The organism is Myceligenerans pegani, from assembly GCF_014892515.1.
Taxonomy (GTDB): Bacteria; Actinomycetota; Actinomycetes; order Actinomycetales; family Cellulomonadaceae; genus Myceligenerans; species Myceligenerans pegani.
In genome coordinates this window covers 1-12,556 of record NZ_JADBGR010000069.1, presented here as the reverse complement: position 1 = coordinate 12,556, position 12,556 = coordinate 1, and the positions used below count along the sequence as shown (strand labels likewise).

At 74.7% G+C, this 12,556-nt stretch carries 13 protein-coding genes; 9 read left to right on the top strand and 4 right to left on the bottom strand.

Features of this window, described 5'->3' with window-relative positions:
- Positions 1 to 423: TrmH family RNA methyltransferase (locus tag IIE03_RS09145; RefSeq protein WP_192862449.1), on the top strand; the 423-nt coding region annotated here is incomplete at its 5' end.
- Positions 424 to 484: 61 nt separating this feature from the next.
- Here the strand turns inward: IIE03_RS09145 and IIE03_RS09140 are convergent.
- On the bottom strand, positions 485 to 1,117 hold the full coding sequence (locus IIE03_RS09140) for a TetR/AcrR family transcriptional regulator (RefSeq protein ID WP_192862448.1): 633 nt from the start codon (positions 1,115 to 1,117) through the stop codon (positions 485 to 487).
- 36 nt (positions 1,118 to 1,153) lie between these two features.
- On the opposite strand from IIE03_RS09140, the gene IIE03_RS09135 reads away from it, so the two are divergent.
- Positions 1,154 to 1,489, top strand: coding sequence for a hypothetical protein (locus tag IIE03_RS09135; RefSeq protein WP_192862447.1), 336 nt, complete (start codon positions 1,154 to 1,156; stop codon positions 1,487 to 1,489).
- Between the two features lie 100 nt (positions 1,490 to 1,589).
- Positions 1,590 to 2,093: a TIGR00725 family protein gene (locus tag IIE03_RS09130; RefSeq protein WP_192862446.1), complete on the top strand. Its 504-nt coding sequence runs from the start codon at positions 1,590 to 1,592 to the stop codon at positions 2,091 to 2,093.
- A 43-nt stretch (positions 2,094 to 2,136) separates the two neighbouring features.
- Here IIE03_RS09130 and IIE03_RS09125 read toward each other — a convergent pair whose 3' ends face one another.
- Together IIE03_RS09125 and IIE03_RS09120 are read right to left on the bottom strand one after the other, a co-directional pair.
- On the bottom strand, positions 2,137 to 2,982 hold the full coding sequence (locus IIE03_RS09125; protein ID WP_192862445.1) for an MHYT domain-containing protein: 846 nt from the start codon (positions 2,980 to 2,982) through the stop codon (positions 2,137 to 2,139).
- A gap of 157 nt (positions 2,983 to 3,139) precedes the next feature.
- The gene (locus IIE03_RS09120) at positions 3,140 to 3,973 is read right to left on the bottom strand and encodes an MHYT domain-containing protein (protein ID WP_192862444.1); all 834 of its coding nucleotides are present in this window, start codon (positions 3,971 to 3,973) and stop codon (positions 3,140 to 3,142) included.
- Between the two features lie 251 nt (positions 3,974 to 4,224).
- Here IIE03_RS09120 and IIE03_RS09115 point away from each other — a divergent pair, with 251 nt between their 5' ends.
- The 3 genes from IIE03_RS09115 (at position 4,225) to IIE03_RS09105 (ending at position 8,600) form a co-directional block, all read left to right on the top strand.
- Positions 4,225 to 5,154: a siderophore-interacting protein gene (locus IIE03_RS09115; protein WP_192862450.1), complete on the top strand. Its 930-nt coding sequence runs from the start codon at positions 4,225 to 4,227 to the stop codon at positions 5,152 to 5,154.
- Positions 5,155 to 5,274: 120 nt separating this feature from the next.
- A complete protein-coding gene (locus IIE03_RS09110; RefSeq protein ID WP_192862443.1) occupies positions 5,275 to 7,230 on the top strand; it encodes a vWA domain-containing protein in 1,956 nt (651 codons plus the stop codon).
- Positions 7,230 to 8,600 carry an extracellular solute-binding protein gene (locus IIE03_RS09105; RefSeq protein WP_192862442.1) on the top strand — a complete coding sequence of 457 codons (1,371 nt, stop codon included), beginning with the start codon at positions 7,230 to 7,232 and terminating at the stop codon, positions 8,598 to 8,600. The genes IIE03_RS09110 and IIE03_RS09105 overlap by 1 nt, the downstream gene beginning before the upstream one ends.
- 4 nt (positions 8,601 to 8,604) lie before the next feature.
- Here IIE03_RS09105 and IIE03_RS09100 read toward each other — a convergent pair whose 3' ends face one another.
- Positions 8,605 to 9,141 (bottom strand): YbhB/YbcL family Raf kinase inhibitor-like protein, encoded by a 537-nt coding sequence (locus IIE03_RS09100; RefSeq protein ID WP_192862441.1) that lies wholly within the window; start codon positions 9,139 to 9,141, stop codon positions 8,605 to 8,607.
- 170 nt (positions 9,142 to 9,311) lie between these two features.
- Between IIE03_RS09100 and IIE03_RS09095 the strand changes: the two genes are divergently transcribed.
- The 3 genes from IIE03_RS09095 to IIE03_RS09085 all read left to right on the top strand — a co-directional run.
- On the top strand, positions 9,312 to 11,144 hold the full coding sequence (locus IIE03_RS09095; RefSeq protein ID WP_192862440.1) for a serine/threonine protein kinase: 1,833 nt from the start codon (positions 9,312 to 9,314) through the stop codon (positions 11,142 to 11,144).
- Between the two features lie 158 nt (positions 11,145 to 11,302).
- Positions 11,303 to 11,944: a hypothetical protein gene (locus IIE03_RS09090; protein WP_192862439.1), complete on the top strand. Its 642-nt coding sequence runs from the start codon at positions 11,303 to 11,305 to the stop codon at positions 11,942 to 11,944.
- A partial coding sequence (locus IIE03_RS09085) for a Y-family DNA polymerase (protein WP_456299261.1) occupies positions 11,941 to 12,556 on the top strand: 616 nt, incomplete at its 3' end. The genes IIE03_RS09090 and IIE03_RS09085, both read left to right, overlap by 4 nt.

The window sequence follows — 12,556 nt, the reverse complement described above, 5'->3', positions numbered from 1 at the left end:
AACGTGGGTGCGGCGTTCCGGTCGGCCGCGGCGCTCGGGGTGGATGCCGTGCTGGTCACGCCGCGTTGTGCCGACCCGCTCTACCGTCGTTCGGTGCGGGTCTCGATGGGGACCGTCTTCCAGGTGCCGTGGACGCGGCTGGAGAAGTGGCCGGGCGGTCTGGAGGAACTGCGTGCGGCCGGCTTCACCACCGCCGCGCTGGCGCTGAGCGACGACTCGATCTCGTTGGACGAGTTGGTGGAGCAGATCGCCGCGGGCCGGCACGAGCGTCTTGCTCTCGTGCTGGGTACGGAGGGTGACGGGCTCTCGCACGGCGCGGTCGCCGCGGCCGACACGGTGGTCCGCATCCCGATGGCGGGCGGCGTCGACTCGCTCAACGTGGCGGCGGCCTCGGCGGTAGCGTTCTGGGCCACGCGCGTGTGATGCGCTGCGAGACTCCAGGCACGGGTCGGGATTCTCACTTCGGCGACCGGCGCGGCGGCGACTACGGGCGGGCGTCGATGTTCGCGGCAGAGGTCGGTGGGTAGGCCGCACGGACCCGTTCGACGTGCCGGAGGGCCAGGGCGTGAATGTCGTCGGGTGAGTACGGTCCGCCGGCATGCTCCGCCGCGAGCGCCAGCCCGTCGCTGAGTGCCATCAGCTGCATGGTCTCCAGGCGTATGTCGTCGTCGGTGGCGGCGTCCCCGAGCATCTCGCGCAGCATGTCCCCGACCTGTTTCCGTGCCTGGACCTGCGCGGCCTCGATGTACTCCGCCAGCCGCGGCTCGGTGCGGGCCAGGGCAAGGTACTCGAGGAAGACGATGTTCGCCCGGTGGTCCTCCTCCGTCGTCGGCGCGAGCACCTCGACGAACCCGGCGAGCCGTGCCGCCGGGTCCGTCTCGTCGAGGACGCCGCTGGCTCTGACCCGTTCGGCGCCGCGCTCCTGCACCAGTGCGAGGGAGAGTTCCAGGAGTTCGTCGAAGTTCGCCACGTAGTGGCGCACGCTGCCGATCGCGAGCCCGCTGCGTGCCGCCACCCGCGCGAGGGTGACGGCACGGATCCCGTGCTCGACGATCTCGCCGACGACGGCGTCGGCGATGGCCGCGCGGCGCTGTTCCGGGTCCACGATCTTGGGCATACCTCTTTGTAGCACGGCCGTGCTACATTTTTTAGCATGCTCATGCTACAAACATCGGACGGCCTCGACCCGGAGAAGATCGACGACCTGACCAGGATCGCGGAGCTCGTCTTCGGCGTGTTCCTCCTGCGCTACGGCCTCATCGCCATCGGCATCCTGCTCCTGGTCCTGATCGCCACGGCTCTGCTGCGCAGATCGCGTCGTGATCGCCAGGTGCCGCCCGAGTGGCAGGAACGCGGGCACGACCTCATCGACCGCGGCCTCGGCGGTTCGAGGGCGGGCAGCAGCCTGGCCCACGGGGTGTGGTCGGCGGTGTCCGGCGATCGCCCGCAGGACGGCACGGGGCGGCGCGACGACCCGCCTCGTGGGTGAAGGGGCGGCAGGTGAGGGCCGAGCGCGCGCCCACCTGGCCGCAGGGCGCCCCGAGCCGAGATCATCGAGACGATCGACCGTCTGCGAGAGGAAGCACCGGATGAGCATCCAGGTGGCCGTCTGCGGCCCGCGCCACTGCACCGACCAGGAGCGGGCCGACGCCCACGAGATCGGCCGGCTGCTGGCCGAGGCCGGCGCGATCGTGCTCAACGGCGGCGGCACCGGCGTCATGGAGGCCGCGTCCGCGGGTGCGGCGTCGGCCGGCGGGCTGGCCATCGGCGTACGGCCCGGCGCCTCCCGCCGGGACGCGAACCCCCATCTGACCGCCACGCTGGCCACGAACATGGGCGAGGCCCGCAACGCCGTCCTGGTCTGGTCCGCCGACGCGGTCGTCGTCGTGGGCGGCTCGTGGGGCACCCTGTCCGAGTACGCCCTGGCCGCACGCCGCGGCGTGCCGGTCATCAGCATCGGCGGCTGGCAGGTCCTGGACGCCCACGGCAACCCCGTCCCCGACGCCCCGCCCACGGCGAGTTCCCCGGCCGAGGCCGTCCGCTTCGCGATCGACGCCGCCTCGGCGGCGGCCCGGAGGACACCGGACCCATGAACGGCCCCGGGCCGGAGGCCGGACCGCGAACCACGCCGCGTCGTCAGGGGGCGACGCCGGTGCGGGAGCGAGGCGGCCGCGGCGAGGCCTGCTGCTCGCGCTGCCGTTCGGCCCAGGCGTCGAACTCGGCCTGGACCTCCATCTCCGAGGCGCTCGGCCACAACCCGGCCACGACGAGCAACGCGACCGTGCTGGTGACGATCCCGATCACCAGCGGCACCAGCAGCTGAGTCGCCGGCAGGCCGATCGCGGGCGTCCCGATCAGTGCGCCCGCCTCCAGCACGCCGGCCTCGTACGCCGGCACGCTCATCGCGGCCATGCCCGTGTAGTGCATACCCGACACGGCCAGGCCCATCACCACCGTCGCCGCCGCTCCCGCGACGGCGCCGCGCACCCGGGCGGCGAGCCAGAGGCCCGCGGTGGCGGCCACCACCGCGACGGCGACGGACGCTCCGACGAGCAGCGGGTCGTAGGCGATGTCGACACCGACGTGCATCGCCGCCATGCCCAGGTAGTGCATCACGGCCACGCCGAGGCCCGCGACCATCCCGCCCGCGAGAAGGGAACCGGTGCGGCCCTCCGGCCGGTGCACGAGGAAGAGGCCGGCCGCGACGACGGCCACCGCGATGACCATGGAGGCGAGGGTGGTGAACACGTCGTAGTGGATCTGCGCCCCGGCCACGGAGAACCCGAGCATCGCGACGAAGTGCATGACCCAGATGCCGGTGCCGCCGATCGCGGCCGCACCGAGCAGCAACCAGACCCTGCGCGCGGTGCCCGTGGTGACGCGGGCGCGACCGGTGCAGGACAGCCCCACGGCGCATCCGGTGCAGGACAGGACGAAGGACAGCAGCGGCGTCAGGGCGCCGTAGGTGAAGTGGTCGATCATGGCGCGAATCTCCTTGCCCGTTCCGGCTCTCGGCTCTGGGGGCCGAGTTGGACGATCGTCCGAGACGGGCGCTCGCGGCCGAGACTAGAGGCGATGCGCGGTTCTTGCACGGAAAGTCGATCGCGCGGCACGCGGCGAGCGCGGGACCCGCGGAGCGTCAGAGGCGTCCCTCGCCGTCGTCCGGGCCCGGCGCCGGCCGCCCGAACCTCTGCCGCGCGCGCTGCCGCTCCGTCCAGGCGTCGAACTCCGCCTGGAGCTCCATCTCCGAGGCGCTCGGCCACGCGGCCGCCACGATCAGCAGCGCCACCGTGCTGGCCACGATCGCGGCCATCAGGGGAACCAGGAACTGCGCGGCCGGCAGGCCGATCGCGGGGGTCTCGATCGACATGCCCACGCGATACGAGGTGACGCGCATCGCGGCCATGCCCGTGTAGTGCATGCCCGACACGGCGAGCCCCATCACGACCGTCGCCACCGCGCCCGCGCCGACGCCGCGCACCCGCGCGGAGAGCCACAGCGCCCCCGTGGCGGCGGCCATCGCGATGACGACGGACGTCACGACGAGCAGGGGGTCGTAGGCGATGTCGACGCCGATGTGCATCGCGGCCATGCCCAGGTAGTGCATGACGGCGATGCCGAGGCCCGCGACGATCCCGCCCGCGAGAAGGGCGGCGGTACCGCCCTGTTCGCGATGCACCAGGAAGAGACCGACGGCGACGACGGCCACGGCGAGGAGCATGGACGCGACCGTGGTGAACACGTCGTAGTGGATCTCCGCGCCCTGCACGGAGAACCCGAGCATCGCGACGAAGTGCATGACCCAGATGCCCGTGCCGCCGATCGCGACGGCACCGAGCAGCAGCCAGACCGTGCGCGCGGCGCCGGCGACGACGCGCGCACGGGCGGTGCACGACAGCCCGACGCCGCACCCCGCGCAGGACAGGGCGAAGGACAGCAACGGCGTCAGGGCGCCGTACGTGAAGTGGTCCATCAAGGGGTCGCCAAACCTCCTGCCCGCTCCGGTCCTCTGCCTCTGGGGGGCTGAGCTGGGCGTCCGGAACGGACGCTCGCGCAGAGAGTAGGGGGTGATCGGTGCTTCGCACCCGGCGAAACGCGGTCCGTGGACGGACTGTTGCGGTCGGTGGGGGAAGTTAGGTTAGGCTCACCATCGTGACGACCGAGAGTGCGCCGACCCAGAGTGCGACCACCCCGAGCGCATCGACCGCGCCGACCCCGTACCGGATGTTCGACGTCGAGGTGGCCCGGGTCACCCGGCTGTGCCCGTCGTTCGTGCGGGTGACGTTCACCGGGGCGGACCTCGGCAGGTTCGCGGACAACGGGCACGACCAGCGCATCAAGCTGCTGCTGCCGGACCCGTCCGGCGGCTGGGACCACCTCCTGCGGGACGACCCGGACTGGTTCACCGCCTGGCGCGCGCTCCCGGACGAGCGGCGCAACCCGCTGCGCACCTACACGGTGCGCGCGGTGCGGCAGAGCCGCGGCGAGGTCGACGTGGACATGGTGCTGCACGGCGACTCCGGGCCCGCCTCGCGCTGGGCCACGGTCGCCCGCGAGGGTGAACCCCTGGTGATCCTGGGTCCCGACGCGTACTACGAGGGGCGGCACGGCGGACGCGAGTTCGCCCCGCCGGCGCGCAGCCACGCCCTGCTGCTCGCGGGCGACGAGACCGCCGTCCCGGCCATCGCGGCGATCTGCGAGGCGCTGCCCGCGGACGCCGTCGGCGAGGTCCTCCTCGAGGTGCCGCACCCCGAGGACGGCTGGGTGATCGCCGCGCCGGAGGGTGTCCGCGTGACCTGGCTCGCCCGCGACGGCGCCGAGCACGGCGACCTGCTGGTCCCCGCGGTGCGCGCCGCCGCGGACCGGATGCTCGCGATGGGGGTGCGCCCGTCGTCGGACCTCGGCGCCGTCCCCGAGGCCACGGCGGTCCCCGGCGAGCCGGCCGACATCGACGTCGACTCCGAGATCCTGTGGGAGGTCCCCGTCGACGACGCCGGTGCGCCCCTGGTGCAGGACACCGTGCTGTACGCGTGGCTCGCGGGTGAGGCGGGCGTCATCAAGACGCTGCGGCGCTATCTGGTGGGCGAGCGCGGGGTGGACCGCAAGGCCGTCGCGTTCATGGGCTACTGGCGCAAGGGGCGTGCGGAGATCTGACCTCGCCGACCTCCGCCGACCCCTGCCTGGCCTGCGGCAGCGCCTCCGCGGAGTGGCCCGATCGTCCCGGGAATGTGGTAAATATCGGATTGCTCCGTTGGCGATGGACAGAGGGGTCCGATGTCAGGCGCGATCGACGAGCACCGAGGCGAGCACCCGGACGAGCCGGCCGACGGCGGGCAGGGCGGCGGGGGGCAGGGCGGCGGGTCGAGGGGTCAGCTGGTCCTTCTGCTCGACCTGCTGGCGACGGTCATGGCCATGCTCGCGACCTGGGTGACCGTCCAGTTCCTGTCGAACGCGCTGCTGGCGGCCGCCGCGGTCGTGCTCCTCGTCGCCCTCGCCGTCGTGCTGTGGTTCTACCCGTGGTTCCGCCGTAGATGGCGGTGGATGGTCGGGGCGCTGGGAGCGCTCTCGGTCGTCGTCCTCGGCGCGCTCCTGGTGCTCAACCTGGACGGCCTGGCGACGTGGTGGAACCGGATGCAGGAGTGCGACGACCCGACGGAACTGGCCGTCATGGTGCCGGCGCACGACGCGATCCGGCTCGCCGACGTGGCGCGGCGGTTCGAACGGGACCACTCGCCCCACGGGTGCCCCGCGTACCACGTCAGGGCGTTCGGTGTGGACTGGCCCACGACGACCGACGCCCTGCGGGTGGGCTGGGGGGACCCGCAGGAGCGGCAGGCGGACGGCCTGGCACCGCTGCGTGACGTGGGCCCGCGCCCGGACGTCGTCGTCACGGAGTCGGGCGCGCAGGCCGAGCGGATGACCGGCGACGGCGCGCCGGCCGGCGCGGACGGGCGGCTGATCGGCGGGACGCCGCTCGTCCTGGCCGTGCCCGAGGCGTTCGGGGACGACGTCGCCCGGCTCGTCCGCGCCGACGACGGCGTCGCCGACGTGCTCCGTGCCGCCCGGGCGTCGGGCCTGGACGTGGTGCGTGCCAACCCCGACTCGTCGTTCGCGGCCGCGCGCCACACCCACGCGTTGTATGCGCCGGACGGTTTCGGTGAGCTCGAGGAGCGCACGACGCTGGAGCGGGACATCGGGCGCGCGCTCGAGGAGGCCGGCCTGCCGCTCGGCGACGACGCCGCCCTGCTGTGCGGCGTCGCGGCGCCGCGCGGCGGGGACGACGCGCTCCCCGTGGCCGTGCTCACGACCGAGCAGGCGCTCCTGTCGTTCCACCGGGCGGGCGGCTGCCCGGAGGGCCGGCCGTCCGGCCGCATGCACGCGCTGTACCCGGCCGACACCGGGAGCCTCGACCACCACGCCGTGACGACCGGTACGGGCTCGGGCCGGGCGGTCGAGGCCGCCGACACCTTCGCGACCTGGCTGACCGGGGAGCGGGGCCAGGAAGCACTGCGGGAGGAACTCCTGATCCGCGACGTCAACGGGCGGCTGCGCGCCGACCCCGGCCCGGGCGTCGACGACTCACCGGTCGACCCGGAGCGGCTGCGGGTGGCGCACACGCGGATCGAGGCGGCGCTCGGTGACTACGAGCGGGCGCGGCGACCGGCCCGCGTGCTCGTGCTGATGGACGCCTCCGCCTCGATGGCGACACCCGCGGACGTCGGCGCCGCCCGCATCGACGTCGCCGTCGCGGGAGTGCTCGCGGCGGCGGAGCACGTGGACGGGCAGGACGAGCTGGGGCTGTGGACGTTCCACGGGTCTCCCGCGTCGAGCCCCGAGATCCTGGTGGACCTCGGCAGCGCGGACCTCGCGGGTGAGCTCGGCCGCGTCCGCCCGTCGGGCGGCACGCCGCTGTACGACGCGATCGCGGACGCCGTCTCCTTCCTGGCCGACGGCGCGGACGGCGCGGATCTCCGGGCGGTGGTGGTGCTCACGGACGGGGAGGACAACCCGGGCGGTTCGGCGTCGGCGGTGGGCCCCGAGGAGCTCGTGGCGCGGGGCGCCGACGCCGCGGGAGTGCGGCTGTACGCGGTCGCCGTGGGCGAGGCGTCGTGCCGGAGGACCGACCTGGAACGGATCACCGCCGCCTGGAACGGGGCGTGCCACGAGAGCTCGCTCGCCGGGCTCGACCTGACGATGGACCGGCTCTTCACCCAGCTCGGGGGGCGATGATGCACAGGCTGCTCTCCCGGCGCGGGTTCCTCTTCGGTGCGGGCGTGCTGGCCGGGGGGTTCGCCACCGCGGGGCTCCTTCCTCTGTTCCGGCGGGACCGGTCCATGGAACGGCTCGCCCCCGGTCACGTCCTGACCGTGCTCGGCGGGCGGGACGAGTCCGACGGGCAGCAGCGCCACGCGCTGATCGAGCTCTGGAACGCCCACTACGGCCGGACGCACCCGGCGCAGCTCGTCGAGGTCTCGAGCAACGCGGACCTCGCGTACAGCACGATGCTGTCCACCGCCCAGGCGGGCGACGCCCGCGTGGACGTGTACAACCTCGACATCCCGTGGGTCCCGTTGTTCGCCGAGGAGGGCTTCGTCCGGGAGCTGGACGGCATCGAGCGGGCGGGGTTCCTGGCCGCCCCCTGGCGGGCCGGGGTCTGGAACGGCGCGCTCCACGCGCTGCCGTTCAACTCCGACGTCGGCCTGCTGTACTACAACGCGGACCTGCTGGAGGAGTACTACCGGCTCACCGGGAGCACGCCGGAACCGGATCTCCTGCCCGCGGCGTGGCCGGAGCTGGCGGAGTTCGCGGGGACGGTGGCGGGGCGTCTCGCGGACGTCCGGACGCCCGACCGGCCCGCCGTCGAGGCCGGGATCACCCTCCAGCTCTCCGACTACGAGGGGTTCACCGTCGGCGTCTGGGAGGCGTTGCAGTCCGCGGGCGCGGTGTCGCTCGACCACGCGGGGTACCCGGTGCTCGGCGACGGCGTGGGGGAGGCGCTGGCGCGGATGGCGAGCGGGCTCGGCACCGCGGTCCTGGAGGACTCCCTGGCGTTCGACGAGCAGGGCTCGCTCGCCGCGTTCGTGGCCGGCCGGACGGTTTTCCTCCGGCACTGGCCGCGAGCGCTGCGCGTGCTGCGCGGGATGGACGCCGCCGGCTTCCGCGTGGGCGTCGCGCGGTTGCCGGGCGCGGTGCTCGGCGGCCAGAGCCTCGCGGTCTCCTCGGCGTCGCGCTATCCCGTGGCCGCCCAGCGGCTCGTCGAGTTCCTCACGAACGAGCGCAGCCAGCAGGTGTTGTTCGAGCGCGGAGGCTTCGCGTCCTCCCGGTGGGCGCCGTACGACGATCCCTCGGCGTCGTGGGCGCCGGGCGCCGAGGAGGCCGGCGAGGACTCGTCGGTCGTCGTGCCGTCGCCCGACGACGCGAAGCGCGTGCTCGCGGACGCGCTCGACACCGCGCCGACCCGGCCCCGGCTGCTGCACTACGCGGTGTTCAGCGAGACGTTCCGCGCGCACGTCCGGCCCGTGCTGACGGGGGACCGCGACCCGGACCCCGACCGGCTCGCGCGTGCGGTCGAGGCGGCCGTGGACGGCAGGATCGTGTGACGGCTCAGCGGCTGTAGGTCGCGGTCAGCGTCGCCCGGCCCAGCAGGTGGAAGTAGATGTTGAAGTGGACCTGGGCGTTCGTGGTGTCCGGGCCGAGGCCGAGCTCGCCCGGGGCGGCGTCCAGGGCGTGCACCGCGAAGACGTAGCGGTGGTCGTGGTCGCCGGGCGGCGGGCCCGCGCCCTCGAAGCCGGGGTAGCCGCCGTCGCCGCGCACGTGGAACGCGCCGGCCGGCAGGCCCGGCCCGTCGGCGGCCCCGGCGCCGCGGGGCAGGGACGTGACCTCGGCGGGCACGTCCACCAGGTTCCAGTGCCAGTAGCCCGACGGTGTCGGCGCGTCCGGGTCGTAGCAGCTGACGACGAACGAACGGGTGCCCTCGGGCGCACCTGACCAGGCCAGGGCCGGGGAGACGTTCTCGCCGTCGACGGCGTGCGCGGCGGGCAGCCGTTCGCCGTCGGCGATGTCGGTGCTGGTCAGCGTGAAGGTCGCGGGGGCCGGGAGCAGCGAGTACGGGTCGGCGGGAGCTGGGCGGGTGAAGTCCATGGGCCCCACTCTGCCGAACCGCACCGGTCGATGCCAGGGGTACCCGCGCGGGGTCTTTGACATCACCGGCGCCGTCGGCGAATCTTGGGGCGCACGTCGTGTTATACCGCCACATGTCGGCTAGATCGACTCTGCCGGTGGGCATCGCGGCGGAACCCAGGAGGCAGATCATGGAGTTGCTCGCGCCGTCGGATCCCCGCGTCGTCGGGCCCTACCGTCCGCGCGCCGTGCTCGGCGAGGGCGGGATGGGGCGGGTCTACCTCGCGACCGGCCCGTCGGGCGAGCGGGTCGCCGTCAAGCTCGTCCGCGACACGTACTCCGCGCACGACTCCGGCTTCCGCGGCCGCCTGCGTCGTGAGGCCGACGCCGCGCGGCGGGTGCGCAGCCCCCGGACCGCGCAGGTCGTCGCCGCGGACACGGAGGCGTCGATTCCCTGGCTGGCCTACGAGTTCCACCACGGCCCCGCGCTGTCCCAGGCGCTGAAGGCCACGGGCCCGCTGCCCGAGGACGCCGTCCTGTACCTGGCCCGCGGCCTCGCCGAGGCCTTGCGCGACATCCACGCGGGGGAGTTCGTCCACCGCGACCTGTCCACGGGGAACATCCTGCTGGGGCCCGACGGCCCCGTGGTCATCGACTTCGGCATCGCGCGGAACGCGGCGACCGGCGGCGACGCCGGGGAGATCACGACGGTGACCCGCCCGGGCACGCTCGTCGGCGCCCCGGGCTTCATGTCGCCGGAGCAGGCGATGGGCCTGGCCCTGACGCCGGTGAGCGACGTCTTCTCGCTCGGCACGATCCTCCTGACCGCGGCCACCGGCCGGAACCCGTTCCGCGACACGTCGCCGAGCGAGACCCGCCGCCGCGTCATCGAGCAGGAGCCGCAGATCCCCCTGCGTGACGAGCGCCTCCGGTCCGTCGTCGAGGCCTGCCTCGTCAAGGACCCCGCGGTCCGGCCCACGGCCGCCCGCCTGCTCGACATGCTCGCCGGTGTGCCGGTGCCCCCGATCCCGCCGTGGCCCGAGGCGGTCCGCCGGATCGCGACCGAGCAGCAGGAGCAGGTCTACTGGCTCACCCACGGCGACCCGAACACGCCCCTGCCCGGCCCGCGGGAGCTGGACCCGGCGGCGGTCTTCGGGCAGCCCGCATCCCGGCCGCCCGCGACCGGAGCCACGTCGGCGGTGATCGACTCCGTGCCCCCGGCCGGCCCGGCGTTCGAGACGGCTCCCTCCCCGGCCACCGACACCGCGACGGACCTCGACGCCGACCGTCCCGAGGGGCGTGTGGACATCGTGACGACGGGCGGGGACGACGGCCGCCGCCGGCGCCGCGTCGGGCTGTGGGTGGGCGCGGGGGCCGCCGTCGCCCTGGCCGTGGTCGTGGCGCTGGGCCTGACCGTGTTCCGTGATCTGCTGCCGGTGCCGCCGGCGGCGACGCCGGTCGCGGCGCCGTCGTCGACGGGGGCGTCAGGGACGGGGACGCCGGGGACGCCGGCCGCGTCCCCGGGCGAGGCGGTGAGCGGCAACCCGATGGCCGATCAGCCGGCGTTCTTCGCGCAGGCCGGCGAGTGCGTCGACGGCGACCCGGAGGACGGGGCGATCTGGAACATCGTCCGGTGCGGCGCGGGATCGTTCGAGGTCGCGGAGCGGATCGAGGGCGCCGACGCCGCCGACGGGTGCCCCGACGACCCGGCGCACCACTACGAGCGGTACTTCGGCCCGGCCGGCGACCCGGCGGAGGACGTCCGCCTGTGCCTCACGATGAACTACCCGGGTGATGCGTGGCGGGCCTCCGAGGGTGACTGCATCCACCGCCCGGGTGGTGTGGACTCGATCGAGTTCGAGATCGTCGACTGCGACGACGAGACGGCGAACGGCCGCGTCGCCGCGCTCGTCGAGGAGTACGAGGCCCCCGAGCAGTGCGACCCCTGGGGCAGCCTCTACACGACGTGGCGCCCGTTCGGCTTCGACGACCTGGGCTACACCATGTGCTACGACGAGCTCTGACGGCGGGCCGGGTGCGTGCCCCTGGCCAGCGCGGTTGACAGGGCGTCGACACCACTGTGTACTGAGTGGGTCGAACAGATGTTCGACGCCGAGAACCATCGGTGACCATCCGTCCCGCTCGACCGGCCCGTTCCGGCAGCACCATCGCTGGAGGGCAGATGACCGCGATCCCTCAGGCCGTCCGGCACGACCGGGCCCTGAACGCCCTGCGGGCCGTGGAGACGCGCACCGGCGTCCGCGACGAGGGCGGGGCGGTCCGGCCGGTGGGCCCCGAGGTGGCGCACCTGCTGCCCGACGGCGGTCTGGTGGACGGGACCACGGTGGTGGTGTCGGGGTCGACGACGCTGCTGCTCGCCCTCCTGGCCGCCCCGTCGCGCGCGGGGGCGTGGACCGTGTTCACCGGCCATCCCGAGGTGGGGCTGGCCGCCGCGGCCGACGCCGGATGCGACCTGGACCGCATCCTCTGCGTCCCGGACCCGGGACCGGACGCCCCCGCCGTGGTGGCGGCCCTCCTGGACGGGATGGACCTCGTGGTGGTCGGCCCCCGCACGGCCCTCCTGGACGCCGACCGCCGCCGCCTCACGGCGCGCGCCCGGGAGCGGGGCGCGGTGCTGCTCGTCGCGCAGGACGCCGCGTGGCCCGGCGCGCACGTCGTCCTGTCCGCGGGGCCCGGCGCCTGGGAGGGCGTCGACCACGGCGCGGGACATCTGCGTCGCCGCAGCCTGACGGTGTACCGCACGGGCCGCGGCAGCGCCGCCCGCCCGGCCGCCCTGCGCTGCACCCCCGTGGCGGCCGGATGAGCGTCCGGACCGCCACCCGGACCGCCGTGGTGTGGGTGCCGGACTGGCCCGTCGTGGCCGCGATGGCGGCGGCCGGCGTCGGCGCGCACCTGCCCGCGGCGGTGCTCGGCGGGGCGTCGGCGAGCGGGGCGGGGAGATCCACCGGGCAGCGGGTCGTGGCGGTGAGCGCGCCCGCCCGCACGGCCGGGGTGCGCCGCGGCATGCGCCGTCGTACCGCACAGCAGCGCTGCGCCGGCCTGGTGATCCTCGCCGCCGACGACGCCCGCGACGCCGTCGCGTTCGAACCCGTCGCGGCCGCGGCCGAGACCGTCGTGGCCGGGATCGAGGTGGCCCGGCCCGGGCTGCTGCTCCTGGCCTCGGACGGCGCCGCCCGCTACCACCGCTCCGAGCACGGCCTGGCGCGTGAGCTCGCCGAGGCGGTCGCCACCGGCACCGGCCACGAGTGCCGGGTCGGCGTCGCCGACGGCTTCCTCGCCGCCACGCTCGCCGCCCGCGACGAGACCGTCGTGCCGCGCGGGGAGTCGGCCGGCTGGCTCGCCCCGCGCCCGGCCGCCGACCTGCGGCACGCCCGCCCGGACGACTCCGCCCTGGCAGATCTCCTCGACCTGTGGC

Excerpts from the sequence above, each read along its gene's own strand:
- IIE03_RS09140 (WP_192862448.1), bottom strand. The coding sequence starts at position 1,117 with ATGCCCAAGATCGTGGACCCGGAACAGCGCCGCGCGGCCATCGCCGAC.
- IIE03_RS09135 (WP_192862447.1), top strand. The coding sequence starts at position 1,154 with ATGCTCATGCTACAAACATCGGACGGCCTCGACCCGGAGAAGATCGAC.
- IIE03_RS09130 (WP_192862446.1), top strand. The coding sequence starts at position 1,590 with ATGAGCATCCAGGTGGCCGTCTGCGGCCCGCGCCACTGCACCGACCAG.
- IIE03_RS09125 (WP_192862445.1), bottom strand. The coding sequence starts at position 2,982 with ATGATCGACCACTTCACCTACGGCGCCCTGACGCCGCTGCTGTCCTTC.
- IIE03_RS09120 (WP_192862444.1), bottom strand. The coding sequence starts at position 3,973 with ATGGACCACTTCACGTACGGCGCCCTGACGCCGTTGCTGTCCTTCGCC.
- IIE03_RS09115 (WP_192862450.1), top strand. The coding sequence starts at position 4,225 with ATGTTCGACGTCGAGGTGGCCCGGGTCACCCGGCTGTGCCCGTCGTTC.
- IIE03_RS09110 (WP_192862443.1), top strand. The coding sequence starts at position 5,275 with ATGTCAGGCGCGATCGACGAGCACCGAGGCGAGCACCCGGACGAGCCG.
- IIE03_RS09105 (WP_192862442.1), top strand. The coding sequence starts at position 7,230 with ATGCACAGGCTGCTCTCCCGGCGCGGGTTCCTCTTCGGTGCGGGCGTG.
- IIE03_RS09100 (WP_192862441.1), bottom strand. The coding sequence starts at position 9,141 with ATGGACTTCACCCGCCCAGCTCCCGCCGACCCGTACTCGCTGCTCCCG.
- IIE03_RS09095 (WP_192862440.1), top strand. The coding sequence starts at position 9,312 with ATGGAGTTGCTCGCGCCGTCGGATCCCCGCGTCGTCGGGCCCTACCGT.
- IIE03_RS09090 (WP_192862439.1), top strand. The coding sequence starts at position 11,303 with ATGACCGCGATCCCTCAGGCCGTCCGGCACGACCGGGCCCTGAACGCC.